We start from the raw sequence: 24,714 nt of genomic DNA on the forward strand, positions 1-24,714 counted from the left end.
TCAAGTATCGCCGTGGGCATTTCAGTGGGAGTGGCAAAATGGGCTATGGTCATTGACTGTGGATCTTGATTAGCCCGTATAAAAAGGCCCCATCGTCAATTCAAACCACCAGTTAAGCCTTTTGTTGACCTTAACTGCCATGTTATCTTTCCCTATTGATTTCAGAGCAAACCCAAAGCCCAATATTCATGTCACAACCCCGTTTTGTTCATCTGCGCGTTCACTCAGATTTTTCCATGACCGATGGTCTGGCAAAGGTTAAGCCCATTTTAGGCAAGGCCGAGGCCGAAGGCATGGCGGCAATCGCGCTGACGGATCAGAATAACCTCTGTGGTCTGGTGAAATTTTACAGCACCTGCCATGACAAAGGGATTAAGCCCATTATTGGTGCCGACTTCTGGATGCTGGTGCCTGGGTTTGAAGACGAGTTTTGTGCCGTCACAGTGCTGGCGATGGACAACGAGGGTTATCAAAACCTGACTCAGCTTATCAGTCAGGCGTATCTGCGGGGCCAGGTTCAGGGCAGGGTGGCAATCGACCAGGAATGGCTGCTGACCTACAACAGTGGCATTTTGTTGCTCTCCGGCGCCAAAGAAGGGGACTTGGGTAAGGCGCTTATCAAGGGCAATGCAGCCCAGGCCACCAGCTTAACGCAGTTTTATCAGCAGCATTTTCCTGACCGGTATTTTATCGAGCTTATCCGCACTGGCCGGGCCGACGAAGAAACCTATCTGCACATGGCGGTGAAGCATGCTGCCGAGGTGGGACTGCCCGTGGTGGCTACCAATCAGGTGGTGTTTTTGAGTCCGGAAGACTTTGAAGCCCACGAAATCCGGGTGGCCATTCACGATGGTTTTACTCTGGCTGACAATCGCCGCCCTAAAAAATACAGTGAGCAGCAGTATCTTCGCAGTGAAGACGAAATGTGCGAGCTGTTTGCCGATATTCCCGAGGCCATAGAGAACACGGTGGAGATCGCCAAGCGCTGTAACGCGACCGTGCGCCTCGGTGAATACTTCCTGCCGAACTTCCCCACCGGCGATTTAAGTACCGAAGACTTTCTGGTGGAGCGCTCCAAAGAGGGCCTTGAAGAGCGGCTGGAGTTCCTGTTCCCCGACCCTGAGGTTAGAGCCGAGAAGCGCAAGGAGTACGATGAGCGCCTCGATATCGAGCTTCAGGTAATCAACCAGATGGGATTTCCCGGTTACTTCCTTATCGTGATGGAGTTTATCCAGTGGGGTAAGGATAACGGCATTCCGGTGGGGCCGGGCCGGGGCTCGGGCGCGGGCTCTTTGGTGGCCTATGCCCTGAAAATTACTGACCTTGACCCGCTGGAATTCGACCTGCTGTTCGAGCGCTTTTTGAACCCCGAGCGGGTGTCCATGCCCGACTTCGACGTCGACTTCTGCATGGACAGACGCGACGAGGTGATTGACCACGTGGCCGAGCTTTACGGCCGCGAGGCGGTGTCGCAGATCATTACCTTCGGTACCATGGCCGCCAAGGCGGTGGTGCGTGACGTAGGCCGGGTGCTGGGGCACTCCTACGGTTTTGTTGACCGTATTTCCAAGATGATCCCGCCCGAGCCGGGCATGACTCTGGCCAAGGCCTTCGAGGTCGAGCCCGGCCTTCAGGAGGCCTACGACGCCGATGAGGAAGTGAAAGACCTTATCGACATGGCGCGTAAGCTTGAGGGCGTGACTCGAAACGCCGGTAAACACGCAGGTGGCGTGGTAATTGCGCCCACCAAGATCACCGATTTCTCGCCGCTGTATTGTGACTCCGAGGGCAAAAACCCGGTTACCCAGTTCGATAAGAACGATGTGGAATACGCGGGACTGGTAAAGTTCGACTTTTTGGGGCTCAGAACCCTCACCATTATCGATTGGGCGCTGGGGATGATTAACCCCAGACTGGCTAAGCTTGGTAAGCCGCCGGTGGATATTGCCGCTATTCCGCTGGATGACAGCAAATCATTTGGCGTGCTCAAACGCTATGAGACCACAGCGGTATTCCAGCTTGAATCCCGCGGCATGAAAGACCTTATCAAGCGTCTGCAGCCCGACTGCTTCGAAGACATGATTGCATTGGTGGCCCTGTTCCGTCCGGGCCCACTGCAGTCGGGCATGGTAGATAACTTTATTGACCGTAAGCACGGCCACGAAGAGATTTCATACCCGGATGCCACCTGGCAGCACGAGAGCCTCAAACCCATACTTGAACCCACTTACGGCATCATTCTCTATCAGGAGCAGGTGATGCAGATTGCCCAAACGCTGGCGGGCTATACCCTGGGCGGCGCCGACATGCTGCGCCGGGCTATGGGTAAGAAAAAGCCTGAAGAGATGGCCAAGCAGCGAGCAGGCTTTGAAGCCGGCTCGGTACAAAATGGCGTGGATGGCGAGCTCGCCATGAAGATCTTCGACCTGGTGGAAAAGTTCGCCGGTTACGGCTTCAACAAATCGCACTCGGCCGCCTATGCTCTGGTGTCCTATCAGACGTTGTGGCTCAAGACCCACTTCCCGTCGGAGTTTATGGCAGCGGTGATGTCGGCGGATATGGACAACACCGACAAGATTGTAACCCTGGTGGACGAATGCGATCGCATGGGGCTTAAAATCATTCCGCCGGATGTGAACAAGGGCCTGTTCAAGTTCACCGTGGATGAAGACCTCAACATCGTTTATGGCATCGGTGCCATCAAGGGTGTGGGTGAGGGGCCGGTGGAGGCCATTCTCGAGGCCCGCAAAGACGGCCCCTTCACCGACCTGTTCGACTTCTGCGCCCGTATCGACTTGAAAAAACTTAACAAGCGGGTGATTGAAAAGCTGATTTACTCTGGGGCACTGGATAGCCTGGGACCGCACCGGGCCTCCATGATGGCGACACTGCCAGATGCCATGCAGGCGGCGGATCAACACGCCAAGGCCCAGGCCACAGGTCAGCACGATATGTTTGGTCTCCTGAACGATCATCAGGAAGACGCCAAGCAGCAATTTGTTGAGTGCACCCCCTGGCCGGACAAAATCTGGCTCGAAGGTGAGCGGGAAACCCTGGGGCTGTATCTCACGGGCCACCCCATCAATCAGTATCTGAAAGAGCTGAAAAACTACACCTCGGGCAGGCTGAAAGATATTCACCCCACCGAGCGGGGCAAAACCGTCAAGGCCGCCGGTTTGGTGGTGGCCAGCCGGGTGATGCTCACCAAAAGGGGCTCCAAAATGGGGCTTCTGACTCTGGATGACAAGAGCGCCCGCCTCGAGGTGATGCTCTTTACTGAAGCCTTTGAAAAGTTTGGTCATCTGCTGGAAAAAGACCGCATTCTTATCTGCGAAGGGGAAGTGAGCTTCGATGACTTCTCCGGCGGCAACCGCATGACCGCCCGCAATATTATTGATATCAGCGAGGCCCGAAGCCATTTTGCCAAGGCGCTTGAGGTCGATTTGACGTCACAGCAGGCCACTGAGCCCATGCTGGACAAGTTTTTTGACGTGATTACGCCCTGGAAGGGCGGCGCCGTGCCCCTGATTGTGAACTTCAGCCGCGCTGATGCCAGCGGCCGCTTGCAACTGGGCGAGGAGTGGCGGGTTAACCCCTCCGATGACCTGGTGCTGGCACTGCAAACCCTGATAGGCCCGGATAAAATTCGGATCCAGTTCTAAGATGAAAGGCATGCAAAGCTCGTTGCCAGTAATTGCAAAGCTTGATTGGCTGGTCTCGTTAATCGAGGCCGCGCTTGCGGGCCTGAGTCCTTCCAAACTGGTGCTGGGTTACAGCGGCGGGCTGGACTCAGAGCTTATGGCGTGCGCCCTTTCCCATTACGCAAAAATCCATCCCGGCGCCCAGTGCCTACTGGTGCATGTGCACCATGGCTTAAGCCCCAATGCCGATGTCTGGGCCCGTCACTGCCATAGTCGCGCCGCGCACTATGGACTGGATTTTGTGCTGGAAAAGGTCAGGGTAAAGCAAGGTGCCCGCTTAAGCCTGGAGGCCGAGGCACGCAGCGCCAGATATGCTGCCTTAATGTCCCATTTGGCCGAAGGCGACGTGCTCCTTACCGCCCATCATCAGGACGACCAGTTGGAAACCCTGCTTCTGGCACTGGCCCGGGGTTTGGGCCCCAGGGGACTTGCGGCCATGGGGCAACAACAGTCCCTCGATGGCGGCGCATTTCAGGTAAGGCCTTTTCTGGGGGTATCCCGTGAGTTCCTTGAGGAAGTTACGTCGGCGCTTGGCCTTAGCCACATCGAAGATGAAAGCAATCAGGACACCCGTTTCGACCGCAATTTTTTGCGAGCGGACATTATTCCGCGACTCAAATCCCGCTGGAGTGCCATAGGCGCCACAGCAAGTCGCAGCGCTGAGCTGTGCGCCCAAACCCAAATGCTCCTGGATGAAGAGGTCAGTGAGCGTCTGACACCGCTTATCAGCCGCTGCCCTTTAACTGACGTATACAGGTTGGCATTGGAGCCAGCGGCTGCCTTATCAAAAGCCTGGCAGGCGCAATTGGTCCGTGGTTTCCTTGAGGCTGCGGCTCTTCCCCCACCATCAAAAATTCAACTGGAAGAGGCACTAACCCAGCTTTTTACCGCCAAGGCGGATGCCGCTGTCTCGCTGCGTTTTGGTCACACCCGCTTAAGACGATTTCAGGGCTGGCTTTACGCCGATACTGAAGCTGATAACGGCAGTCATTCACTAGCCTGTGTCACTCAAACGTCTGTCACCCAAACGTCTGCCGTGCAAGCCCCAGTCACGCAGCAGATGTTGGCTGAGGGTATTGCGACCCCTTTGGGTAAGCTGCAGTTGCTGCCAACAGGCGCAGAGACTAAAGGGCTGGACGGGTGTTTTTGGCAAGCCAGAGTGCCTCAAGGGGCTCTCACAGGCAACCTGACGCTGGTATATGCTTTACCCGGCAGCACCAAGGCCTGGCCAGTGGGCCGGGGTAAGCAGCGGGAATTAAAGAAGCTCTGGCAGGAGTTTGACGTACCGCCCTGGCTCAGAACATCCATCCCCATGCTTTGCTGCGACGGGGCGCTGGTGGCAGCTGCCGGGGTATGGGTTGAAAAGACGGCCCTTGAGAAGTCACAGCCGCAAGACAATGAAGACTGGCTGACCATCAGGCTTTTACGTAACTGACTGTTCTTGCTACAGCGAATATCTCCCCGCCGAAACCTCAGACTCTGACACCGAGCAGTGTTCAGTGCTGTTTGTCTGGATAAAGCACCACGCAGGCGGTTTGTTTTTTGCGCCCAAATCCCATCACTTTCGCCAGCTCTGCCCGGCTGACGGGCACATAGGCGGCGGACACAGCATCCTTTTGATGCTCGACAAAGGGGTCGTGAAAGAAAAAATACTCAGGGTTGCAGCCACTCAGGGCAATCCAGTGTGGTCCCTTTTCACCGTTGAAACGATAGGTGCTGATAAGCAGAAGCACTGCGGCCCCAAGTTGCAAATAGCCCTCAAGCTCTTCCAGCGTCGGTGCCCGCGGCAAGGCGCTCACGCCTTTTTGTGCCAGCTGCCCAACAAAATCCTCATGCACCAGGCTGATAATGGCCTTTTTGTTCTCATCCCTGACACTGTCGATAAAAGGAATAGTATGAGACTGACTGAAGAGTGTAACGTCAAAGCCCCGATTCACCGCTGCCAATGCCAAGCCCTCGGCACTGCAGCCCCCATGGCCGCTGGTCATGTAAATGGTGGTGGCCTCGCGCCACAATTGCAGCTCCAACAGTCTGCTGGGCTGAAATGAGCGGCGCAGTGCCGCAAACGCCATTTGCAAACAAGCGGGGCCGCAGCTGAACGGAGTGGTTTGTACGTAGAGTGGCATGGACAGAGTAGTGCTGGGGCCGGGCGGCTCCAATCGCTTGTGCATTCTCACACCGTCGGCGAGATCGTCGTAATAATGCACCAAGGATTTCAGCACCTTATAACCCATTTTTTGATACAGATTCCGGGCCGCCAGATTGTCATTTCGTACCTCCAGGCGTAAGGTGATATAGCCTTTTTCCACCGTGATTTGCTCAACCCGGCCAAGAAGTTCCCGGGACAATCCCCTGCCGCGATAATCGGGGCTGACAGCCAGCGAATACAGCCGGGCAAGGTGAGTGCCACGATGAAAAAGCACCAGTGCGTAGGCCGCCAGTGTGCTGCCATCGAGGGCCAACATCAGGCAGGCATGGGGGGATTGAATGAACCGGCGCATCTGTCTTGGCGAAATGCGGTCTCCTTCGAAAGCACTGTTTTCGAGGGCATTAAGGGCGTCGAGTTGGGCTAGGCTCGCGAGGCGATATTCCATGGTGATGGCCATCCACAATAGGATAGGCTCATTAAATCCAGTTCAGTGACAGGAGGCAAGTTCAATTATGGCGCAGCTGTTGATAGTGACGGATAACAAGGAGGACTGGCGCCCCTATCTGCCCAGCGAGCAGATGGTGACGGTGAATGAGTATCTGGCCATGGGGGCCTGGGGCAACAGCAAGAATGTGCAGGTATTGAACCTGTGCCGCAACTACGACTACCTCTCCAACGGCTATTATTGCTCGCTGCTGGCCGAAGCCCGCGGCCACAGGGTCTTACCCAGAGTCATGACCATCAATGACTTGTCTCAGGACCGTTTTTTCAGCCTGCCTCAGGGGGGGCTTGAAAAACTGAGTGCCGAGCTAACCCAACTCAGCTTCAAACTGTTTTTTGGTTACTGCGATATTCCCGCCCTCGAGCGCATAGGCCGCAAGATCTTTGAACGTTTTACCGTGCCTGTGCTGGAAGTGAAACTGGTGAAGTTACAGGAAAAGTGGCAGGTCGACAGTATTCAGCCATTTCCCTACCAAGCGCTGAGCGATGCAGAGCAAGATGCTTTTGCCAACTCTCTTGAGGTGTTTTCACAGAAGGTGTGGCGTAAGCCCCGGCGTTCACGCAAGTTTCGCTACGAGATGGCCATGCTGGTGGACGAGCGGGAAAAAATGCCGCCCTCCAACAAGGGGGCACTGAACCGCTTTATCAAGGCCGCCAACCGGTTGGGTATGGAGCTTGAGCTGATTGGGCCACATGAACTTACAAGGCTGGGAGAGTTTGACGGCCTCTTTATTCGCTCGACCACGAATATCAGCAACTTTACCTACCGTTTCGCCAAAAGCGCCGAGCAGCTGGGGCTTATTGTGATGGATGACCCCGAGTCCATCATGAAGTGTACCAACAAGGTGTTTTTATCTGAGCTGCTGGCAAGCCACAAGGTCCCTGCGCCAAAGAGCATGATTTTTAAAGCATCCGATGAAGGCTGGCAGGATGCGCTCATCGCAGAAATCGGCTTGCCTGCTGTACTTAAGGTGCCCGATGGCGCCTTTTCCCTCGGTGTCGTTAAGGTGAAAGAGCGGGCACAGCTGGAAGCAGAGGCGCTGCGTATCTTCCAGCACAGCAGTTTGATCCTGGCCCAGGAATACCTGCCGACCGAGTTTGATTGGCGTATTGGGGTGCTTAACCGTCAGCCTATCTACGCCTGCCGTTACTACATGAGTCGTGGTCACTGGCAAATTTACCAGCACCACAAGAGTGGACGGGTAAGCAGCGGCGGATTCGATGCCCTGGACATGAAGTCTGTCCCCAGCCAAGTGGTGGATGCCGCAGTAAAGGCGGCCAATTTAATTGGCAGTGGTTTTTACGGCGTCGACCTGAAAGAAGTGAACGGCAAAGCCTATGTAATTGAAGTAAATGACAATCCCAGCGTTGATCACGGCGTGGAAGATAAATACCTTGGAGACTTGCTTTACGACAGGGTGATGACCGAATTTCTGCGGCGTATTCAGTTACGGGGATTTTAAGTCATTTGGAAGGAGAATCTTGCCCATCCCTGGGCGACCACTGTCAACTTATTGTCAGTCTTTGACAGGGTGTTGAAGACTGAGGCGATAGCAATTGCGGCCGGCGGCCTTGGCTTGATACAAGGCCTTGTCGGCCCGTTCGTAAAGGTTATCCTGGTTTTCTCCCGCCTGAATCTCTGCGGCACCGAGGCTGGTGTGTATCCGGTTGCGGGAAAAGAAGCTGCCTTTGGCCAGTTTGCTTAATATGCGCTCACACAGCAAAGTCGCCGAGTCCAGCTCGCCCCTCACCAGCACCACAAACTCATCGCCGCCGATACGAAAGGCCTGATCGGTATTGCGGATGGCGGACTTGATAAGGGCGCCAAATTGCCTGAGTACGGCATCACCAAACTGGTGGCCGTGGGTGTCATTGAGCTGTTTGAAGTTGTCCAGATCCAGAATGATCAGGGATAACTTGTCCTGATGACGGCTTGCCCTTGCCACCGCATGCTTGATGGCCTGGCCGTAAAAGTTACGGTTTCCAAGGCCTGTCAGGGGATCAAACATGGCCTGCTCAGACATCTTTTGGTATTGAATCGCATTGAGCAGCGGTTGGATGAGCATCGACTCCAGCGTTTGTAAAACGCGAATTTGTGCCGGTGTCAGCGGGGTATCGAGACGGTAATCCAGCACGGCACCACGGCAGGATTCAGTGTTGAGATGCCGTTTCAAACTCACTCCAATGCGTTTGCCCCAGCTGAGCTGCATCTCGGCAAATTGCGCCTGAACGCCGGCAAGCGGCAAATACTGGCCCAGGACTTTGCCAAAACAGGCAAAAACGGTCCGTGGATCCAGGCTTGCATGAAGCTGCTGAACTATGGTGACCAGAGCAAGCTGATCGGGGCCATCATGGATGTCGGCCACGGCGGCGCTGCGGCCAAAGTGGTAGTCATCGGGATATACTTGTGCGGCAATACCAAAGTCCATATTTATTACTCCGGCGGTTCAGGACTCATCTGATTTAAATAAAGCAAAATCTGTGCCGTAAAAGCTGTTAAATAAATTTGTCTTTGTATGTCACTCAGTTAATCTTTGTTATGGCAGTGCAAATTTTCCCGTGCCGGTAATTTGACAAGGAAACTTCATGGAACAGGGCATACTTCTCAAGATTTTGTTGATGCTGCTTATCGCCATTGCAGCCATCGCGCTCTTGAGACGTTTGGGTTTGCCCGCCATTCTTGCTTACCTGCTCACCGGTGTGGTTGCCGGCCCCGGCGGATTTGATTGGTTCAGCCAGCACCAGATGCATTCGGTGGCCGAGCTTGGGGTCGTGCTCCTGATGTTTACCCTGGGGTTGGAATTTTCAGTGCCTAAACTCTGGGCCATGCGCCGTACCGTATTTGGCCTTGGCAGCGCTCAGGTGCTGGTCACCACGCTTATCACCATGTTGATAGCCATGGCCCTCGGGCAGCAGCCGGTACAGGCCTTGGTGATTGGCTCAACCATAGCGCTGTCTTCCACGGCCATAGTACTTAAACTCCTGAATGAGCAGGGATGGCTGCGGCGACGCCATGGCGAGTTATCCGTGAGTGTGCTGCTGTTTCAGGATTTGGCTGTGGTGCCATTACTCATCCTGCTCCCCTTGCTTGGGGAGGCTGATGGCACGCTTGCCCTTCATAATGTGATGTTTGCTTTGCTCAAAGGCACAGTGGCCTTTATTGCTCTGATGGCGTTTGGTAAGTGGGCACTCCCCAAGGTATTTGATGAGGTGGCGCGTTCCCGCTCCAATGAGCTCTTTGTGCTCTCAGCGCTGGTGGTGGCGCTGCTGACAGGTGCCTTTACCCAATGGCTTGGGCTCTCCATGGCACTGGGGGCCTTTATGGCGGGCATGTTGCTGGGAGAGAGTCAGTACCGGCGACAGCTCGAAGCCGATATCCGGCCGTTTCGCGATCTCCTGATGGGGCTCTTTTTTATCTCCATTGGCATGTTGCTGGATTTCCGGTTAGTGATGGCTTACTGGTGGCAGATCCTGCTGGTGCTGCTGGCAGTGATAAGTGGCAAGGCGCTGGTGGTTCATGGGCTTCTGAAGCTTGCCGGTGAACCATTCCGTATCTCCTCGGTGTCGGCCCTTATTTTGGCGCAGGTGGGGGAGTTTTCTTTTGTGGTGCTGGCACTGGCGGTGAATTATCAGCTGCTGGAGCCCGAGGTCAGCACAGTGCTGGTGATGGTCGCCGTGATCTCCATGGCATTGGCGCCAACCCTGGTGCGACACGCGGTGAACATCAGCAAATGGCTGCAGGGGTTAAAACCTTCGGTTAAAGATGATCCCCATCTTCCCAAGGTGGAAGAGGGGACAGAGCTGGTACTTATCCTGGGTTATGGCCGGGTTGGCCAAACCATAGCCCGCTTTTTGAAGGCCGAAGCTGTGCCATTTTTGGCGCTGGATCTTGACCCCACCCGGGTGCAGGAAGCCAAGCGTGCCGGCGAACCTGTGTATTTTGGTGATGTCTGCAAGCGTGCCATTTTAAAGCAGGCAGGCATCAGTCAGGCAAAGATGATAGTGCTCACTTTCTGTGAAAGCCGCGCTGTGGATGAGGTGATACACCTGTGCCGCACTTTGGCGCCTACGGCGAAGATTCTGGTTCGCACCCGGGATGACAGTGAACTCAAACTCCTGGAACAAGCCGGCGCCAGCCAGGTGATACCAGAGACCCTGGAGGGCAGCCTGATGCTGGTCAGTCAGGTGCTGTATCAGTGTGGTGTTCCACTAACGCGGATTTTAAAGCGGCTCGAATTTGAGCGGCGCAATCACTATCAGTACCTGCATGGCTTTTTCTCGGGCACAGAAACCGACTTTACCCTGGAGCTGTTGCATGCCGTCGCGCTGCCAAGGGGCGCCAGTGTGGTGGGGCAGCGCCTCGGTGACATCCCCTGGGCCAAGCTCAGGGTCGAACTCAGAGCCATTCGCCGTGGGGGAGAGGAGTTCGACAGTCCGAGCGAGGACTGGCAGCTTCGTGCCGGTGACGTGCTGATTTTACTTGGTAAACCCAGGCGGGTGGAAAAGGCCGAGGCGCTGCTGCTTCAGGGCTGATGATTGGTGCGGATAGGCAGCTTTTTAAGCCCGCTGCTTGCCGATTATCGGCACAAGCAGGGGATTTCTGTCTTCAGGCTACCGCATGGCTCTATTTAACAAGTGGCTCACAGCGTTGAAGGCGAGAGGCACGCCACAGGAAGGTCAATCTGCTATGGGTGCTGCCTTAAGCGCCCTTCGCCAGCGCTTATTGGCAGCGGTCAGCTGATATTGAAAAATGCCTTTATTTCATCGATTTGGCACATGGCATCCTGGTAGCCGAGGTCTATCAGGGCACTGGTATAGGCCTTCTCAAACAACAGATAGGACACGATACTGGAGTCTGAGTCTTCGTTGATGCCAATAAGCCCCAGCAGGGTTCTGACAGCGAAAGGCATTTCACGATAATAGCGGGCAGCAAGTACGGTGAGATCTTCACTGGGCTTGATAACCAGCGTGTGTATGGGTTTGAGCTGTAATCTGTCCCGGCTTTCTGCCGGAATCAGCTTCAGGGTGTTGTTAATCCTTTCCAGACGCTCAAGGTCGCTGTTGAGTGTGTCCGAAAAGATGGTGTCCAGCAGGTGGCCCGCGATGGTGGCGGTTTTCGGATGATGCTCAAGCTCGCGGGTGTCTTGCTTGTGGGGACTGTCGAGGTTTATCACCAGAATACGTTCTGCCCCTAAATGTATGGGGCTTGCCAACGGCGCCAATTGGTGCACCGAGCCATCGCCATAGTAATGTTGTTTGAGCTTAATGGACGGGAACACCATGGGAATGGCGGAGCTTGCGAGCAGATGCTCGGTATTGAGCCGGGTGCGCTCTCCACTGCGTCTGGCGCGATACCAATTGTCCAGATCTCTGGATGCCTGAAAAAAGGTCACTGAGCGGGAGTTGTTGTAGCAGGACGTGTCTATCGACAGGGCTGTTAATGCCCCCGAGCGAATGTTTCTGTCGATGCGGCCAAAATCAATAAGCTCGTTTAACAGCCGCCTTAAGGGTTCATTGTCCAGCAGACTGCCCGCGTCGGTATTGACCTTATCGTGTTGCAGGCCCTTGAGTGCCATACGGCCCAGATGCTTCATCACCCCGGGGATTGAACTGGTATAAACTTTGGAAGTTTCAAAGTGACGCCAGACCCATTCAAGCTTTCTTACACCCAAATGAAAACAGGATGCGTGGGTGGCAATGGAGGTGCCATTGATGGCCCCAGCCGAGGTGCCGCAGACAATACGAAAGGGAATGCCGTGATTTCGCGGGTAAAACTGCACGATAGCCTTCAGTACCCCCACCTGATATGCGGCGCGGGCACCACCTCCCCCTAAAACCAGCGCAGTCGATGACGGCAAGGCGTTCTCCAATAGCTTGATAGTTAACTCTTTCCCTTAGGCTAATTAAAGCCGTTCGTCGACAGTGTTGGCAATGCTGCAGGCAAAAAAAAGCACCCCGCAGGGTGCCTTTATTGCATGTTTCAAGCCTTAGCCTTGCTGAAACTGAGCTTTGAGGAAGCTCACGAGCTCCGCAAATGGCACTTCGCTCTTTTCACCGGTGCGGCGATTTTTGTACTCGTAGACACCTGTGTCTATGTTGCGATCGCCGATGACCACTGTGTGGGGGATGCCCAGCAGCTCCATATCGGCAAACATCACACCAGGGCGCTCTTTACGGTCGTCAAACAGCACTTCGAAACCGGCTTCGGTCAGTTCTTTGTACAGGGCTTCGGCGGTATCGGTAACCCGATGAGACTTGTGCATGTTCATTGGCAGAATGCCTACGGTGAACGGTGCAATAGCTTCGGGCCATACTATGCCGCGGTCGTCATTGTTCTGCTCAATGGCAGCAGCGACGATGCGGCTTACGCCCACACCGTAACAGCCCATCAGCATGATCTGTGACTTGCCGTTTTCGTCCAGCACTGTGGCGTTCATGGCTTCTGAATACTTGTTACCCAGCTGGAAGATGTGACCCACTTCGATACCACGGGCGAAGGCATAAACGCCCTTGCCATCAGGAGTGGCTTCGCCTTCAACCACGTTGCGGATGTCAGCGCCCTGAACCAGCGGCAGATCGCGCTCCCAGTTGATGCCGAAGAAGTGCTTGCCATCTTCGTTGGCACCGGCAGCGAAGTCACTCATCACCAGCACACTGTGGTCGGCGATGATGGGCATCTTGAGGTTAACTGGACCGATAGAACCTGTACCGGCACCCACGGCGGCGCGGATTTCCGCTTCACCGGCAAACTCCAGCGGAGAGGCAACCAGTTCCAGCTTGTCGGCCTTGATTTCGTTGAGCTCATGGTCACCACGGACCAGAAGGGCAACCAGTGGGGCTTCTTCGGTGGCGCCTTTGACAATCAGGGTCTTGATGGTCTTTTCAATGGCCACGCCGAATTGCTCGACAAGCTCGGCAATGGTCTTGGCATTGGGGGTGTCCACGGTGCGCAGGGCCTCAGTGGCGGCGGCGCGGGGTTCGGTTGGCAGCGGGGCTTCGGCCTTCTCGATGTTGGCGGCGTAGTCGCTGCCGGTAGAGTAGGCAATCAGGTCTTCACCGCTCTGGGCCAGTACGTGGAATTCGTGGGATACGCTGCCACCGATGGAGCCGGTATCGGCCAGCACGGGGCGGAATGCCAGACCCATGCGGCTGAAGATGTTGCTGTAGGCGGTGTACATGGCCTGATAAGTTTCGTCCAGGGTTTCCTGAGTCAGGTGGAAGGAGTAGGCATCCTTCATCAGGAATTCACGTGAGCGCATCACGCCGAAACGTGGGCGTACTTCGTCACGGAACTTGGTCTGGATTTGGTACAGGTTCAGCGGCAGCTGCTTGTACGAGCTCACTTCCTTACGGATAAGGTCGGTTATCACTTCTTCGTGGGTTGGGCCCAGCACGAAGTCGCGATTGTGGCGGTCGGTAAAGCGCAAAAGCTCGGGACCAAACTGATCCCAACGACCTGTTTCGACCCACAAGTCACCCGGCTGCACCATGGGCATCAGGATCTCAATGGCGCCGGCCTTGTTCATTTCTTCACGAACAATGGCTTCTACTTTGCGTAGTACACGCAAACCTGTGGGCAGGTAGCTGTAAAGGCCTGACGCATTGCGGCGGATCATGCCCGCACGCAGCATGAGTTGATGACTGACTACCTCGGCATTGGCTGGGGTTTCTTTCTGTGTCGATAGCAGGTATTTGCTGACTCGCATTCCCGGTGTCCATAGTTGAAAAGAATGGCCTGCATTGTATCACCTGCATCTGTGTTGTCACGCTCAGCATGCAGCAAAAACCCTGACCAGACGCGAGTTTGACGCCGGTATTACCTCAATAAATTGCCTCAGTGGCCAGCCAACTGCTGTCGGGTAAAAGACAGGGCGCAACCAGGGCCTGATTTCCCCCCTGAGCCCTTGCCTGCAGCAGTGCTTCCTCCGCTTCCTGCAGCAATATATCCCAGCCATGGGTGGAGCGTGGGATGCGCGAGGCGACGCCCACTGACACAGTCACCCAGGGATGGGTGGCCAGCATGGGGGTAGGGATGTGGGTCTGATGAACGCGATAACAAAGCTGGTGGGCAAGTTTAATGGCCTGCTCAAGGTCGGTGCAGGACAGCACTATGGCGAGTTTATGGCCTTCGTAGTGAGCCAGATAATCCTGCGCCCTTGCTGTGTGTTCGACCGCGATACTTACCAGTTGTGTCAGACTGTTGGGCGGCAGCTCGGCCAGTTCGTGGCCGTTTTGCAGCATCACGGGATCGGCACTCAGCAGCAACATGGACACAGATTCGTTGCGTCTTAAGCCCCGCAACCATTCCTGCTGCAAATGATGATTCAGTGCACTGCGAGACGCGAGGCCTGTGCGCTGGTCTACATTGGGGTTCTGTTGCTGGTGTTGTAACTGGCGATGGATGTGACGCAGGTTTTCAGAGATATCTTTAACTTCCTGATTGGCGGGCTCAACCTGGGCAGTATTGTTTTTGCGATGTGCCGAGAGGTTGTCTATCTGCCTGCCAAGCTCTATCAGCGGGCGGATAAAGTGCCTGCCCAGCAGATGCCAGGCCAAAAACTGGGTGAGCAGGATACACAGAAGTGATAAAAACATCACAGTCATGGTTAACTGCCAGCGCCGCTGCTCTATGTCCGTCAGCACTTGTTGTGCCTTACCGACATCCAGGGAGCTGACTCTGATGGCTAAATCCCGGCTGAGCTCTGCAAGGCCGCCGATAACGGGGGTGTTTTGCCCCTCGGGTTGCAGGCTGGTAAGCCCCTGCAATACCCGGATGGCCATGTCTCGCTCCGTACCGGGGGTGTTGGCGAGGGCGCCGACCAGTCCCTGCTGACGGGCGCGCATTTCGCCGAGTAATTGCGACCGGGAAGAAGGCGGCAGGGTGTGCCAGTCACGGCCAAGATTTTCAAGCCCCAACTGCTGCATTAAGGCATCGCGTACCAGATAACGTGAATGGGCTAACCCGAGCTGGCTTTGGGTAAATTCGCTTGCCTGTTGATGGATGGCGCCGAGGGCAACTATCCCTGTGAGGATGCCAAGCAGGGCAATACACATAAAACTCTGCCACAAGCGTCTGCGCATGGCGGGCAAAGGTTTTGAGGAGGGGATTTGGGCAAGCTGTTCATCCTTGTTCACTGCGTCATCCTTGATTAGTTCACTTTTTGTCGCGCCTGTCGCCAATTGGCCTGGCGGGATTGCCTGCGACTATGCTGTAAGGCGCAACGTCTCTTGTCACTATAGCACCCATACCCACGACGGCATGATTGCCTATGGTCACGCCGTCCACAATGCCTGCCTGGGCGCCAATCCACACATCTTCGCCTATCACAATGCCTTTGGAGCTGACCTTTTGAGTGTAGATGGGCTCATCGGGGGTCATGCCGTGATTAAAGGCATAGATGGTCACGTTATTGGCGATACGGGTTCTGCTGCCAATTTTGATGCCCACACGGCCACCATCCAACGAGCTGCCGTGGTTGATGGCCACTTCATCACCCATCTCAACCGGACCGTGAATAAACACGCCCGCGGCAATCATACATTGGTTCCCGATGCGGATATCACGGCCGGGCTCGGCGAAGAGCTCGGCCTCCGGGGCCACAAAACACTGGCTGCCGATGTGCACGGTTTCCAGTTGCATCAGCCTTGTCTGAATATCCGTCTGCCAGGGCAGGGCCCAGGCTTTGTGTTTGTCTTTCAGTGAAAAATACAGCCAGGGCATCCAGGAGAGCCGCTTTTTGTGTTGCTCTCGAAAATCATCAGCCGTCATGGGATTGGCCAACCTTGGTGGGTTTGAGCTCAAGCACATGGGCCTTACCGTCCTGAATACACCAGAAGATGTCCAGATCGTACAGGGCGACCTGATACAACTTGGGATCGTCTTTGGCCTTTTTGTAAGCCGGGCGCGGGTCCTGTGCCAGTACCCCGTCAATCAATGCCGCCAAATCCGGGCGGGCATCGCCTTGGCCGAGGGTAGCGATTTGTATGATGGCAAGCTCGCTGTAGCTTACTTCAATCAGTACCGGGGCGTCCTGCGCCATGCCGCCACGGGCATCCACAATGGCATCCGAGAAGGGAATATAGGGCTTGATATCTATGATGGGTGTGCCATCAAGCAAATCCATCCCACTGATTTCAAGGCACAATTTCCCTTTGCGTTTGACTATGCCATGCAGACGCACCACAGATTGGCCTATGCCATTGGGACGAAAGGTGGAGCGGGTGGCAAAGACACCCAGCTTTTCATTGCCGCCAAGGCGCGGTGGCCGCACGGTATTTTTCCAGCCCTGGGCCAGATTTTCGTGAAAGCAAAACAGCAGCCACAGGTGGGAGTATTGCTCAAGCCCGCGCACTGTGTCTGGGTCGTTAAAGGGGGGCAACAGCTCCACAAACCCGTGGGCATTTACCAGCCCGGGTTGCCGTGGGATACCGAATTTTTGCCGGTACGGGGTATGGCACACTGCCACGGCCTGAATGGTATTTTCAAAGGCTTTCATGGCTTAGTTGGCAGGCGCTGCCTGACGAATGGCCTGTCCCACACACAGACTGCGGGTTTCGCAGCCACCACCTGCTTCGGTGATGAGGGTGCAGTTTTTGATGATAAGACCGTTGGCGCCCTTATCGGCGGCTTTTCGTCTGGCGTCTGTGCGGGCATCCGCCAGGGTCGCGGGCATGTCCTGAGGCGTGGCCTGACAGGCTTCACCATCCACCAGACCCAGAATTTCATAACGTCCTGAGGGTTGGTTTTCACCTTCAAAGAGCGTCACTTCACCGGCCTTGAAATATTCATTGAACGCTTTGGGGTCCAGGTTGCTGGAGAACTGGTAATCAGAAGCGCAGGCAGACATTACCAGGGCGACCGCGATGGCTGCGGCGGCTTTCAACGGGTGTGGGGTCATGATGGGGTCCTTTCGGGAGCGGGGCGGAGACATTCCTGCCCCGCCTTGAATGCCAAAATTCTATCGCTTCAGATACTTTTGATAAAGCTGATCGGCGCGGGTTTTCAGGGTTATCTCACGGCCATCGATAAATACCCGCTCAATACGGCTGCTCAGGGGGTCGAGAATATCACCGGCCGACAGCACCAGGTTGGCTCTGTAGCCCACTTCGATGGCACCCATATCAGAGACACCCAGGATACGGGCGGCATTGAGGGTGACCGCTTTGAGCGCCGCTTCTTTCCCTAAACCATGGGCTGCGGCGTAGCCTGCGGCATAGGGCAGGTTGCGTGCATCCCAATCGCCGCTGTAGCCAATGGCAAAATCGATACCGGCATCAGCCAGGCGGGCCGGAATGCTGAAGGCTTCGTCGATATTGTCGTCCCGGTATTTGGGCAGGCTGAATACCGAAGGGTATACCACGGCAATGCCCGCTGCCTTAATGGCATCGCCAAGGTGCCAGGCTTCATAACCACCCACCAACACGGCTTTGAGTCGATACTTTGCAATAAAGGCGAGGGCTTCGCCGATGGCGCCAGCGGTATTGGCATGGAGGAACAAGGTCGCGTCGCCACGAAAGAGCGGTGCCATGGCTTCAAAGCGTCTGTGGGTAAGGCTGGGCTCTGCGGCTTTACGGGCGACAAAGGCACTGGCCTCGCTAAAGAGGGTATCGATTTTCGCCAGGGCCTCGCCGTGGGCAGTGAGTGCCTTGCTGCGCTCCTCATCTTTTACCGGCAGATTGCCAAGCTCGGGCCAGTAGAGGTGCAGCGCCCTGGGCGAGTCGATTAGGGCATCTTCCACTGTCCAGCTGTCAAGATTCACCAGAGCGCTTTGCCCGGCAAGGAGCTCACCACGGGGCACGATTTGTGCGTGTGTAATGCCGTTTTTGCGCAGGGTCGGGATAATCTCTGAGTCAGGGTTAAACACCGCCGAGGCCTTGAGCTCGGCATTGTTAAGGCCTACGTCCTGGGTGTCCACTGTGGGGCGCACCATCTCAATTTCTACCATACCCACCTGGGTATCCAGGGCAATCAGCCCGGGGTAGAGGTGCTTGCCAGTGGCATCTATCACTCTGGCATCGGCAGCCTCAATTTGCTCGCCCATGGCCGTGATACGGCCGTTCTCAACCAAGACGTTGGTGTTCTCAAGCACCCCATTGGATGCGGTATGCACTGTGGCATGGGTAATCAGGATGGCTTGCTGCTGCGCCGTGCCCGGCACCATATCGTGGGCCAGGGCGCAAACGCTTGTCAGGAGCAGGGATAGGGTCAGGATTCTCATTAGTGTGCTCCTTGATGCTGATGTTGGTTACCCAGATGAGTGGCGCGGGTACCAAAGGCGATGTAGTGGCTATCGCAATGCCATAAAGGCTCTTGTTTTTGTTCTGACTTTTCACCGGTTTTTTCAGATTCATCCAGTGACAGGATTTTTGCCACCAATGCCTGGCGCTCGCTTGCCTGGGCTGCCTGCATTTGTTTGTCGGTTTCCCTGTCATAGAAGCGTTTGCCATCAATCCACACGGCTTCGGTGCGGGCATAGACTGACAGGGGATTGGCATCCCAGAGCACCAGGTCGGCCACCTTGCCTTCCTTGAGCGACCCGGTTTCCTTATCGATACCCAGCTGCTTGGCGGGGTTGATGGTGATCATCTTCCAGGCATCTTCTGCAGACATGTCGCAGTACATCATCGACTTGGCCGCTTCCTGATTGAGACGGCGCTGCATTTCAAAGCTGTCGGAATTGAGGCTGGTCAGTACCCCTGCCTGATGCATCAGACAGGCGTTCTGCACTATGGCGTCGTACACCTCAAACTTATAAGCCCACCAATCGGAGAAGGTGGATGCGCCTGCGCCATGGGCGGCGAGTTCTTTGGCCACCTTGTACCCTTCGAGCACATGGGTAAAGGCCTTCACCTTGAAACCGTAGGTTTCGGCGAGACGAAGGAACATCAGGATCTCTGATTGCACATAGGAGTGAATATGGACGTCTCGCCCTTTATCCAGCACCTCTGCCACAGCCTCGAGTCTGAGGTTGGGGCGGGGGCTGATACGTTCTGCCCGGCTGCGTTTATCCAGGGCATTAAAGGCCTTGATGTCACGCTGATATTCACGGGCCGCATCGAAGGCATCGGCCATTACAGACTCAACACCCATGCGACTTTGGGGGAAACGTATGGTGAATTCATCCCCCCAGTTGCTCTGTTTAACGTTTTCACCCAGGGCAAACTTGATACTGGCCGGGGCCCCCTGGTACTTGAGATCCTCGGCGTTTTCGCCCCAGCGCAGTTTAATCAACTGGCTCTGACCGCCGATGGGATTGGCGCTGCCGTGGAGGAGCTGCGCCGTGGTTACGCCCCCAGCGAGGGAGCGATACAGCGACACGTCCTCCGGATCCAATACATCTCCGATACGGACTTCTGAGGTGACCGCATCTGTGCCTTCGTTGGTGCCGCCATTGAGGGCAATGTGTGAGTGTTCATCTACGATACCGGCAGTCACATGCTTGCCGGTGCCATCGATGCGCTGGTAGCCGGGTGGCGTCATCAAGTCAGTGCCGATGGAGAGAATTTTGCCTTTGCTGATGATGATGTCGGCGTTTTCGAGCATCCCCTGGGACTCAGAGGTCCAGACTGTTGCCCCCTGAATATGCACCTTGTCTTGCTCTGGCAAAGACTCGCGGCCAAAGGCAACGTTGGGGAAGGTGAGTTTCCCCACATAGCTGCTTGCTCTGGCCTCGGATACAGCAGGCTCTGAGTCGGTGTCACTGTTGTTATCTATCTTGACCAGCATCAGAGGCGTTTGGCTGCCGTCGTTGGCGTAGGCAACTGCTTTAAGCGCGTGAAAATCGAGAGTCAGTCTGGGCTTGCCATCGAGTCCCGGCAGTTCGATGCGGGTAGTGAACGCCGAGCCTGTGCCTGTTAATAGCGCCGATTTATCCGCAACCTTGAGTTTCAGCCCTTGGTCATAAGACACCTCAACTGGCACTGTCTGGCCGTTAATGGTGACCGTGTAGTCGCCGGTCACTGCAAGTTGCTCCCGCGGGACAATGACTTTTTCCTGCCCCTGCAAAAACACGCTCACCAGCTTGCCGTCGCTGAAGGGATTGCCCTGATAAATGGCGAGATCTGCCACAAAGCCCGGGCTCAGTTTGCCTGCAGTATCGGCTATGCCGGCAATACTGGCTGCCTGGGTGGTGAGTGCCGCCAGTGCGGTTTGTTCACTCAGCCCCGCTTTGATTGCTTTTTGTAATCTTGGCCAGAAATCCTTTTTGTCTTCGATACCATGAAGGGTGAGCGCAAAACCAATACCGGCTTGCTCCAGAGCCTGGCCATTGCCGGCGGCTCTTTCCCAATGGCGTAAATCTGCGAGTTTTAACTGATATTCCCGACCGGGCTGGCTGACATCCGGTGCAGCTGGAAAATTCAGCGGCAATATAAGCGGATAACCTTTTGCTTTTATTTCATCAATCCGGGCATATTCCCGGCCATTTCCCAATAACGCACCTGTTAATTTGAATTCATGCATCAGCGCCGATGCGCGCTGCTGATTATTCAGATCGGGCGTATCAAAAATAAAATATTGTGCTTGAGTGTTGCCCAGTCCCTGCAGGGCTGCGTTAAATTCGAGCTGGCCCGCTGATGCCGCTGCTGAGAGTTTACTGCGATTTTCATTATACCAGGCCGCATCCATAAAGGTCTGGCGGATAAGGGCCATGGCGCCCATCAGTGAGCTTGGGTAGTCCTGAGCTGAGCTGCCTTTATCGAAAGAGAGATAATGATTTCCCTGGGCGCGATACACCAAATCGTTGGCAATTTTATCGGCAAGCGAAACATGGACACCCTGACCGCGGAAAATTCCGTCCAATTTCGCCGATTGCACACTGGTAAAACCACTATTTATCCAGCTTGATGCCGCCTCGTTATCAGGGGCGAAATACTGCGACCATTGTTTCTCTGCGTGCACCGCACCGTTGGCGGCATTACCCCCGATGCGTTTTATTTCATATACCGGCGTACTTTTGGTTTCAGTGGGATAATCAAAACTAATGCCATATTGGGTAAAGGGATCGATAAACCCAGGATAGATATCCAGGCCAGCCATTTCTACTACCCGTGCACCAGCAGGAATGTCGTTTCCTGTCAGCACTGCTTTAATACGGTTGCCTTCAATCAGCAGTGTGCCTTGTTCCAGGATTTGCCCTGGAGCCAGATGTAATTTGGCGCCTTGCAGTGCAATGAGGGGAGTAGGGTCCGAGGTGAGTAATGTTTTTGCGTGACTGTCGGTGGCGACAAGCGTCAAACCTATCAGCAGCACTGCCAAATTATTGTTATTTATCATTATGAAAGCGTCGCAGTTATTTTAGGCAAAAGTAGCTGAAAGGTTAGCGGAATTCGCGGCAGAATGGCAGCGAAGAAATGTAAAAAGGTTTTCTTAAGGTAATAAAAAAGGCCGATGGAGTTCGGCCTTTAATTTGGATGACAGCTTAGATAAGGAAGTCATCCATGGATGCACCGCCTTCAACGGCGTTCTTGAATACCGTTGGCATGCGGCCCTGACCGGTCCACGTGATTTCTTCACCGTCAACCACAATCTTATATTTTGGTGGACGGGGAGCACGTTTCTTCGCGGCAGGTTTTGCAGCAGTCACACCCAAATCTTCAACAGACAGACCGATTTCGGCCATTTGCTTGCGGATTTCTTCAATTTTGGCAATACGCTCGGCGTTGGCTTTCAAATCTTCTTCGGCTTCGGCTTCGCGCTCAGCAATGATTTTTTCGAGTTTGGCGCCAAGATCACGCAGCTCATCCAAAGACAAATCTTTAACAGCTGCTTTCAGACGACGACCGTGGGTCAAAATTTCGAGGAATTCGCTCATGGTAAACTCGCTTCCCAATTTAAATAACAAGTTAATTTTCACATCGAATGAAATAATAGAAATAAATAATTCAATCTGCAATTAAAAAACTGAAATTATTAAGTGATGTTTGTCAAAAGGATTATTTTTATCCTGGGAAATGTGTTCTTTGCCATTTTGCAGCAGTGGTAAAGCGTGAAAACTGTCCGTTGCAAATGTATCTGGCATCTTGGTCCAGCCAATACAGCCAATAATAAAGGCGACGGGTTTACCGGATGAGATAAGGTACGCTATCCCTAAAGTCGTATGGGAACCACGTACGAGAATGCACGAGAACGCACGAGTAATTGTGAGCGAATTGCTTCTTTATATCCGTTTTCAGGGGGAGGGAGCACACCCCCGCTGTAAAATTCAATTCCCCAACCCAGCGATATTGCCTCGCTTGTGCGCGTGTGGTCCCTTTTAAGAGGCCGGACCATTTGCTGCAGCGCCTCATTGTGAGGTAGCCGTGAGGTACAGAGTTAAGTAGAGCTAAGTACACAGAGAAGTAAAAAGTGAAGCCCCAAGTGAATTACGCCCGATAAACCGCCGCCTTCCATCATCAGGCCGTCATATCTTGTTGTCATCAACCGTTACCTTCAAACGCGGCCACGCAAAGAGCAGGCCGACATAGAGTGTGTTCATAAATCTGGCCAGTGATAAACCAATCAAACTCGCAAACGCTCGTTTGAGACAGGTTGACGTTTACGTTAACAGCACTTAAAGTTGCGCTATTGTGTGATGCTCACCCATACAGTGGCGAGCATTACGTCCCCAACAAAGAAGGTGCAGGAAGGAAACCCTATGAAGATACTGGTGCCTGTAAAGCGCGTGGTGGATGCCAACGTGAAAGTGAGGGTGAAGGCCGATAACACAGACGTGGACACGGCTAACCTCAAGATGGCGATTAACCCCTTTTGTGAAATTGCCGTTGAAGAAGCAGTTCGCCTCAAAGAAGCGGGTCATGCCAGCGAAATCGTGGTGGTGAGCGTGGGCAGCAAGGCAGTACAGGAGCAAATGCGTACTGCCATGGCCCTGGGTGCTGACCGTGGCATTCATGTCGAAACCGACGACAACCTGCCTGCCATTTCCATTGCCAAGATTTTAAAAGCCGTACAGGACAAAGAGCAGGCACAACTGGTGCTGCTGGGTAAACAGTCCATCGACGGTGATAACAACCAAACCGGTCAGATGTTGGCCGCGCTGATGGATGCCCCTCAGGCAACATTTGCTTCCAAAGTGGTGGTAGAAGGCGGTGAGCTGCTGGTGACCCGCGAAGTGGACGGCGGCCTGCAAACCCTCAAACTGCCTATGCCAGCCATCGTGACCTCGGACCTGCGCCTCAATGAGCCTCGTTACGCCAAACTGCCCGATATCATGAAAGCCAAGCGTAAACCGCTGGATACCGTGAGCCCTGCCGATCTGGGTGTGACCCTGAAACAGCATCAAAAACTGCTGAGTGTGGCTGCGCCTGCAACCCGTCAGGCTGGTATCAAGGTGTCTTCTGTCGAAGAGCTGGTGGAAAAACTGAAAAATGAAGCAAAGGTGATCTGATATGAGCATTCTCGTCCTTGCAGAACATGATAACGCCAGCCTGAAACTGGATACCGCCAAGGTTGTGAGTGCCGCCAAGGCCATCGGTGGTGAGGTTCACCTGCTGGTTGCCGGTCACAGCTGTGGCGCTGTTGCTGACGCTGCTGCCGCCATCGACGGTGTTGCCAAAGTGCTGGTTGCCGACAATGCTGCCTATGCTGCGCATCTGGGTGAAAACCTGGCCGCACTGATGCTGGATTTGGCTGGCAACTACAGCCATATTCTGGCTGCCGCCAGCTCCACGGGTAAAGATGCGCTGCCACGGGTTGCGGCACTGCTCGATGTGGCTCAGTTGTCTGAAGTGGTAAACGTGGTTGATGCCAATACCTTCGTGCGTCCTGTCTATGCCGGTAACGCCATGGCAACCGTAGAGAGCCTCGATGACAAGAAGGTGATGACGGTTCGCCCAAGTGCCTTCGATGCCGCCGGCAATGGTGGCAGCGCTGCTATCGAAGCCATCGACAAGGTATTCACTGCCAAGAGTGCCTTTGTATCCCAGGAGCTGACTGTTTCTGAGCGCCCTGAGCTGGGTAACGCCGGTATTATCGTTTCCGGTGGCCGCGGCATGGGCAGCGGTGAAAACTTTGCCCTGCTGGAAAAACTGGCCGACAAACTCGGCGCCGCCGTGGGTGCATCCCGCGCCGCGGTTGACGCAGGTTTTGTGCCCAACGATCTGCAGGTGGGTCAAACCGGTAAGATTGTGGCGCCTCAGCTGTACATTGCCGTGGGTATCTCAGGTGCCATCCAGCATCTTGCGGGTATGAAAGACTCCAAGGTGATTGTCGCCATCAACAAAGATCCCGAAGCGCCTATCTTCCAGGTGGCGGATTATGCCCTGGAAGCAGACCTGTTTGAGGCCGTGCCCAAGCTGATAGACTTGCTTTAATTTGTGATTTTGGTCACGATATGCGGCCTGGGGGTAGCTTCCCCCGGGCCGCTT

Annotated in this window: 17 protein-coding genes; 6 read left to right on the forward strand and 11 right to left on the reverse strand. The window is 54.7% G+C overall.

The features are described from left to right. The first annotated feature begins 188 nt into the window (after positions 1-188). On the forward strand, positions 189-3,662 hold the full coding sequence (gene dnaE / locus K0H63_RS06290) for a DNA polymerase III subunit alpha (protein WP_220067199.1): 3,474 nt from the start codon (positions 189-191) through the stop codon (positions 3,660-3,662). Between the two features lies 1 nt (position 3,663). Beyond that, positions 3,664-5,136: a tRNA lysidine(34) synthetase TilS gene (gene tilS, locus K0H63_RS06295; protein WP_258405667.1), complete on the forward strand. Its 1,473-nt coding sequence runs from the start codon at positions 3,664-3,666 to the stop codon at positions 5,134-5,136. Positions 5,137-5,197: 61 nt separating this feature from the next. Here tilS and K0H63_RS06300 read toward each other — a convergent pair whose 3' ends face one another. Continuing rightward, positions 5,198-6,295, reverse strand: coding sequence for a GNAT family N-acetyltransferase/peptidase C39 family protein (locus K0H63_RS06300; protein ID WP_258405668.1), 1,098 nt, complete (start codon positions 6,293-6,295; stop codon positions 5,198-5,200). A 67-nt stretch (positions 6,296-6,362) separates the two neighbouring features. On the opposite strand from K0H63_RS06300, the gene K0H63_RS06305 reads away from it, so the two are divergent. Then, positions 6,363-7,814, forward strand: coding sequence for a RimK family ATP-grasp domain-containing protein (locus K0H63_RS06305; protein WP_220067201.1), 1,452 nt, complete (start codon positions 6,363-6,365; stop codon positions 7,812-7,814). A 54-nt stretch (positions 7,815-7,868) separates the two neighbouring features. On the opposite strand, the gene dgcS is transcribed toward K0H63_RS06305, so the two are convergent. Further along, on the reverse strand, positions 7,869-8,780 hold the full coding sequence (gene dgcS, locus K0H63_RS06310; RefSeq protein WP_220067202.1) for a diguanylate cyclase DgcS: 912 nt from the start codon (positions 8,778-8,780) through the stop codon (positions 7,869-7,871). Between the two features lie 157 nt (positions 8,781-8,937). Here dgcS and K0H63_RS06315 point away from each other — a divergent pair, with 157 nt between their 5' ends. Further along, positions 8,938-10,884: a monovalent cation:proton antiporter family protein gene (locus tag K0H63_RS06315; RefSeq protein ID WP_220067203.1), complete on the forward strand. Its 1,947-nt coding sequence runs from the start codon at positions 8,938-8,940 to the stop codon at positions 10,882-10,884. 200 nt (positions 10,885-11,084) lie between these two features. Here K0H63_RS06315 and K0H63_RS06320 read toward each other — a convergent pair whose 3' ends face one another. The 9 genes from K0H63_RS06320 to K0H63_RS06360 form a co-directional block, all read right to left on the reverse strand. After that, positions 11,085-12,209, reverse strand: a complete 1,125-nt coding sequence (locus K0H63_RS06320; RefSeq protein WP_220067204.1) for a patatin-like phospholipase family protein — start codon at positions 12,207-12,209, stop codon at positions 11,085-11,087. A gap of 129 nt (positions 12,210-12,338) precedes the next feature. Next, on the reverse strand, positions 12,339-14,057 hold the full coding sequence (locus K0H63_RS06325) for a proline--tRNA ligase (protein ID WP_220067205.1): 1,719 nt from the start codon (positions 14,055-14,057) through the stop codon (positions 12,339-12,341). 115 nt (positions 14,058-14,172) lie between these two features. Further along, a complete protein-coding gene (locus tag K0H63_RS06330; protein WP_220067206.1) occupies positions 14,173-15,486 on the reverse strand; it encodes a GGDEF domain-containing protein in 1,314 nt (437 codons plus the stop codon). A gap of 19 nt (positions 15,487-15,505) precedes the next feature. Continuing rightward, entirely contained in the window at positions 15,506-16,120 is a 615-nt protein-coding gene (locus K0H63_RS06335) for an acyltransferase (RefSeq protein ID WP_220067207.1), read from the reverse strand. Next, positions 16,110-16,847 (reverse strand): tRNA (N6-threonylcarbamoyladenosine(37)-N6)-methyltransferase TrmO, encoded by a 738-nt coding sequence (gene tsaA, locus K0H63_RS06340; RefSeq protein WP_220067208.1) that lies wholly within the window; start codon positions 16,845-16,847, stop codon positions 16,110-16,112. Before tsaA ends, K0H63_RS06335 begins: the two co-directional genes overlap by 11 nt. A 3-nt stretch (positions 16,848-16,850) precedes the next feature. Beyond that, on the reverse strand, positions 16,851-17,249 hold the full coding sequence (gene rcsF / locus K0H63_RS06345) for an Rcs stress response system protein RcsF (RefSeq protein ID WP_434086750.1): 399 nt from the start codon (positions 17,247-17,249) through the stop codon (positions 16,851-16,853). Positions 17,250-17,309: 60 nt separating this feature from the next. Next, positions 17,310-18,569 carry an amidohydrolase family protein gene (locus K0H63_RS06350; protein ID WP_220067209.1) on the reverse strand — a complete coding sequence of 420 codons (1,260 nt, stop codon included), beginning with the start codon at positions 18,567-18,569 and terminating at the stop codon, positions 17,310-17,312. Next, complete coding sequence (locus K0H63_RS06355; protein WP_220067210.1) at positions 18,569-21,625, reverse strand: amidohydrolase family protein; 3,057 nt, start codon at positions 21,623-21,625, stop codon at positions 18,569-18,571. The genes K0H63_RS06350 and K0H63_RS06355 overlap by 1 nt, the downstream gene beginning before the upstream one ends. A gap of 145 nt (positions 21,626-21,770) precedes the next feature. Next, positions 21,771-22,163 carry an H-NS histone family protein gene (locus K0H63_RS06360; protein ID WP_220067211.1) on the reverse strand — a complete coding sequence of 131 codons (393 nt, stop codon included), beginning with the start codon at positions 22,161-22,163 and terminating at the stop codon, positions 21,771-21,773. 822 nt (positions 22,164-22,985) lie between these two features. Here K0H63_RS06360 and K0H63_RS06365 point away from each other — a divergent pair. Next, the gene (locus K0H63_RS06365) at positions 22,986-23,735 is read left to right on the forward strand and encodes an electron transfer flavoprotein subunit beta/FixA family protein (protein ID WP_220067212.1); all 750 of its coding nucleotides are present in this window, start codon (positions 22,986-22,988) and stop codon (positions 23,733-23,735) included. A 1-nt stretch (position 23,736) separates the two neighbouring features. Then, a complete protein-coding gene (locus K0H63_RS06370) occupies positions 23,737-24,660 on the forward strand; it encodes an electron transfer flavoprotein subunit alpha/FixB family protein (RefSeq protein WP_220067213.1) in 924 nt (307 codons plus the stop codon). Positions 24,661-24,714: the final 54 nt, after the last annotated feature.

It is taken from the genome of Shewanella zhangzhouensis (assembly GCF_019457615.1).
Lineage (GTDB): Bacteria > Pseudomonadota > Gammaproteobacteria > Enterobacterales > Shewanellaceae > Shewanella > Shewanella zhangzhouensis.

Excerpts from the sequence above, each read along its gene's own strand:
- dnaE (WP_220067199.1), top strand. The coding sequence starts at position 189 with ATGTCACAACCCCGTTTTGTTCATCTGCGCGTTCACTCAGATTTTTCC.
- tilS (WP_258405667.1), top strand. The coding sequence starts at position 3,664 with ATGAAAGGCATGCAAAGCTCGTTGCCAGTAATTGCAAAGCTTGATTGG.
- K0H63_RS06300 (WP_258405668.1), bottom strand. The coding sequence starts at position 6,295 with ATGGAATATCGCCTCGCGAGCCTAGCCCAACTCGACGCCCTTAATGCC.
- K0H63_RS06305 (WP_220067201.1), top strand. The coding sequence starts at position 6,363 with ATGGCGCAGCTGTTGATAGTGACGGATAACAAGGAGGACTGGCGCCCC.
- dgcS (WP_220067202.1), bottom strand. The coding sequence starts at position 8,780 with ATGGACTTTGGTATTGCCGCACAAGTATATCCCGATGACTACCACTTT.
- K0H63_RS06315 (WP_220067203.1), top strand. The coding sequence starts at position 8,938 with ATGGAACAGGGCATACTTCTCAAGATTTTGTTGATGCTGCTTATCGCC.
- K0H63_RS06325 (WP_220067205.1), bottom strand. The coding sequence starts at position 14,057 with ATGCGAGTCAGCAAATACCTGCTATCGACACAGAAAGAAACCCCAGCC.
- K0H63_RS06335 (WP_220067207.1), bottom strand. The coding sequence starts at position 16,120 with ATGACGGCTGATGATTTTCGAGAGCAACACAAAAAGCGGCTCTCCTGG.
- tsaA (WP_220067208.1), bottom strand. The coding sequence starts at position 16,847 with ATGAAAGCCTTTGAAAATACCATTCAGGCCGTGGCAGTGTGCCATACC.
- rcsF (WP_434086750.1), bottom strand. The coding sequence starts at position 17,249 with ATGACCCCACACCCGTTGAAAGCCGCCGCAGCCATCGCGGTCGCCCTG.
- K0H63_RS06350 (WP_220067209.1), bottom strand. The coding sequence starts at position 18,569 with ATGAGAATCCTGACCCTATCCCTGCTCCTGACAAGCGTTTGCGCCCTG.
- K0H63_RS06355 (WP_220067210.1), bottom strand. The coding sequence starts at position 21,625 with ATGATAAATAACAATAATTTGGCAGTGCTGCTGATAGGTTTGACGCTT.
- K0H63_RS06360 (WP_220067211.1), bottom strand. The coding sequence starts at position 22,163 with ATGAGCGAATTCCTCGAAATTTTGACCCACGGTCGTCGTCTGAAAGCA.
- K0H63_RS06365 (WP_220067212.1), top strand. The coding sequence starts at position 22,986 with ATGAAGATACTGGTGCCTGTAAAGCGCGTGGTGGATGCCAACGTGAAA.
- K0H63_RS06370 (WP_220067213.1), top strand. The coding sequence starts at position 23,737 with ATGAGCATTCTCGTCCTTGCAGAACATGATAACGCCAGCCTGAAACTG.